Origin of the sequence: Embleya sp. NPDC059213 (assembly GCF_042754445.1) — a bacterium.
Lineage (GTDB): Bacteria > Actinomycetota > Actinomycetes > Streptomycetales > Streptomycetaceae > Embleya.
On sequence record NZ_JBHZAV010000381.1, the window covers coordinates 1 to 2,763 of the forward strand.

Genomic DNA, 2,763 nt, shown 5'->3' on the forward strand with positions numbered 1-2,763 from the left:
CCAACACCTCGCGGGTGCTGGGTTGGGTGCCGCGCGGGGTGGGGGGGGGGGCGTCCGCACCGGTGGGGGGGGGGCCCGGCCGGGAGGTGCCGCGGTCGACCGTGGGGTCAGCCGAGCTTGTCGACATCGATGTACCAGATCGGGTTGTAGTGCAGGTTCTTCACCGAGTTGTTCGCGGCGATCACCTGTGCGGGCTGGAGCAGCGGGATGAAGGGACCGGTCTTGTTCATCGCTTCCTGGAGCTGCCGGTACAACTGCACGCGCTCGGCGTCGGAGGTGGCCACCTTGGCCTGTTGCGCGAGCGCGCTCACCTCGGCGTTGGCGTCCTTCTTCCAACCGGCGCGCAGGCCGACGAGTTCACCCGGGGTGAACGCGAGGTAGTCGCTGGCGTCCGGGTAGTCGGCCTGCCACCACCAAAGGCCCATCGCCTCGGTGCCGTTGCGGTAGGAGTCCAGCGCGGTCTGGGTGGGGGCCGGCTTGAGGTTGATGGTGATGCCGACCTCCTTGAGGTTGGCCTGGACCCGGGCGCCGAGGTCGCCGAAGTTGATCCCGTTGATCGTCACGTCGGAGGCGTAGTACAGGTCGACGCTGGGGTTGTTCAGTCCGGCGCGGGCCAACGCGGCCTTGGCGCGCGGGATGTCGCGCACGATCGCCTTGGCCGGGTCGAGCGCACCGGTGAAGAAGCTCGGCACGATGCCCGCGGCCTGGGCGGAGCCGGCGCCGGCCACATCCAGCAGGCTCTTGTAGTCCACGCCGTAGCGCACGGCCTCCTGGAAGTCCTTGTTGGAGGTGATCGGCGAGGTGGCCGGGTTGTCATTGCTGAACAGGAACGCCGTGGTGGGCGTGGGCTGTTGCAGCACCTGCGCCTGACCCTTGACCTTGGCCGCCTGGTCCGGCGACATGTCCAGGGAGATCTGGCTCTCGCCGCTGAGCACGTTCAACTGCTGGGTGTTCGCGGGCACGTTGCGCACCACGACCTTGGCGTACTTGGGCTTGGCGCCCCAGTAGTTGTCGTTGCGGGTGAGGATGACCTCGGTGCCGACGTCGTACTTGGTGATCTTGTACGGCCCGCTGCCCTGCGAGTCGGTGTTGAGGAACTGCTCGGCCTTGTCGCCCTGGTCGGCGCCCGCCGCATCGGTACCGCCGTGCGCGGTGACGACCTTGGAGTTGACCACGCCGAGCGCGGGGGTGGCGATGCGGAACGGCAGCGCGGGGTCGGCGGCCTCGGTGGTGAGCACCACCGTGTGCTCGTCCTTGGCGGTCGCGGTCACGCCGTCGAGCAGGAAGGCCGGGTTGCCCTTGAGGTTCTTGACCCGGTTGAAGGAGAAGACCACGTCCTTGGCGGTCACCGGCGAGCCGTCGGAGAACTTGGCCTCCGGACGCAGCGGGAAGGTGAACGTCTTGGCGTCCGGCGCGGCCTCGTAGGACGCGGCGAGCAGCGGTACCGGCTTGGTCACGTCGCCGCCCGCGAAGGTCAGCAGCGTGTCGTAGACGGGACGGGTGACCAGGATCCCGGTGGGCTCGAAGGTCCGGCCGGGGTCGGCGGTCTTGAGACTGAAGGAGGTGTCGACGACGAGTGTGCCGCCGCCCTCCGCTTCGCCGGACTGCTTCTTGGCGCCGCCGCACGCGGCGAGCATCAAAGCGGCGGCGACGGTGACCGCCAATGGGGCGGCGGCCCGACGCACGGCCTTGGCCCGGCGACTGTCCCCGATGGGGTGATTGCCCTGCATGGCGCACCTTCCTCAAGCCACCCGATCAGCCGATGACGGAACCCAGTGTTTGATCTGGCTGAACGGTGGGCTCGAAAGTAGGCGTGGCCGAGCGTGATGGTCAATGACTTTCTTGCCCGTCTCGGCATTTGGGACCAAAGATCCATTCACGGTGATCACTCGTCCACGTGGAGCGACGATTTTTCGCCTTGATAACGGTTTGATGACTGCTCAGAGCCCATATCGACGTCAAAAGCCGCACCCATCGACGACCTCGCGTCAGGAGCCCGACACCCGACCGCCACCCGCCGGCAACCGGGCGGCGTTCACCCGGGCGACACAACGATCTTGACGGGGAGTCAGCAACCTGCTTATCTTCGCCCCGAAGCGTTCGACCACATTGAACACGCCATGAAGCACAAGCTCAGGATCCGCGAGTCGAGGGTGCTCGACACCGGAGCGAACGGGGATCGGCATGCTGGGTGACCGACTGCGCGAACTGCGACAAGCGCACGATCTGACTTTGCGTCAGTTGGCCGTCCAAGCCGGGATATCGGCGGGCATGCTCAGTCAACTGGAGAACGGCGCCGCGGAACCGAGTCTGAGCACCCTGCGCAAGCTCGCCCGCGTCTTCGACACCTCCATCGCGACCCTGTTCGACGATCCGGACGTACCGCGCGTGGCCGTGACCACCCGCGAACAACGCATGCGGCTCGGCGCGGCCCGCCAGCACATCACCTACTCCAGGCTCACCCCCGGATCGGGCGATCTCGAAGTGTTGGAGGCCGACATCGAGCCCGGCCAGGCATCCTCCGACGAGCCGTACAGCCATCCCTCCACGGAATGCGCCACCGTGCTCGCCGGACGACTCGACGTGGAGGTGGACGGTCGCGTCCACCACCTCGAAGAGGGCGACGCGATCACCTTCGACTCGCGTCTGCCGCACCGGTTCGTCAACTCCTCCGACGCCCCGGCCCGGCTGCTCGTCGCGGTGACGCCCCCGATGCCGTAGTGGTGTCGCGGTCGGGAACGAATACCCGTGCCCGGCCCGCCC

General features: G+C 67.5%; 2 protein-coding genes. One reads left to right on the forward strand and one right to left on the reverse strand.

Annotated elements, in window-relative coordinates; translation table 11 throughout:
* Positions 1 to 107: 107 nt before the first annotated feature.
* Positions 108 to 1,730 carry an ABC transporter substrate-binding protein gene (locus ACFXMF_RS47375; protein WP_360322214.1) on the reverse strand — a complete coding sequence of 541 codons (1,623 nt, stop codon included), beginning with the start codon at positions 1,728 to 1,730 and terminating at the stop codon, positions 108 to 110.
* Positions 1,731 to 2,184: 454 nt separating this feature from the next.
* Here ACFXMF_RS47375 and ACFXMF_RS47380 point away from each other — a divergent pair, with 454 nt between their 5' ends.
* Positions 2,185 to 2,721: an XRE family transcriptional regulator gene (locus ACFXMF_RS47380; protein ID WP_331770475.1), complete on the forward strand. Its 537-nt coding sequence runs from the start codon at positions 2,185 to 2,187 to the stop codon at positions 2,719 to 2,721.
* Positions 2,722 to 2,763: the final 42 nt, after the last annotated feature.

Excerpts from the sequence above, each read along its gene's own strand:
- ACFXMF_RS47375 (WP_360322214.1), bottom strand. The coding sequence starts at position 1,730 with ATGCAGGGCAATCACCCCATCGGGGACAGTCGCCGGGCCAAGGCCGTG.
- ACFXMF_RS47380 (WP_331770475.1), top strand. The coding sequence starts at position 2,185 with ATGCTGGGTGACCGACTGCGCGAACTGCGACAAGCGCACGATCTGACT.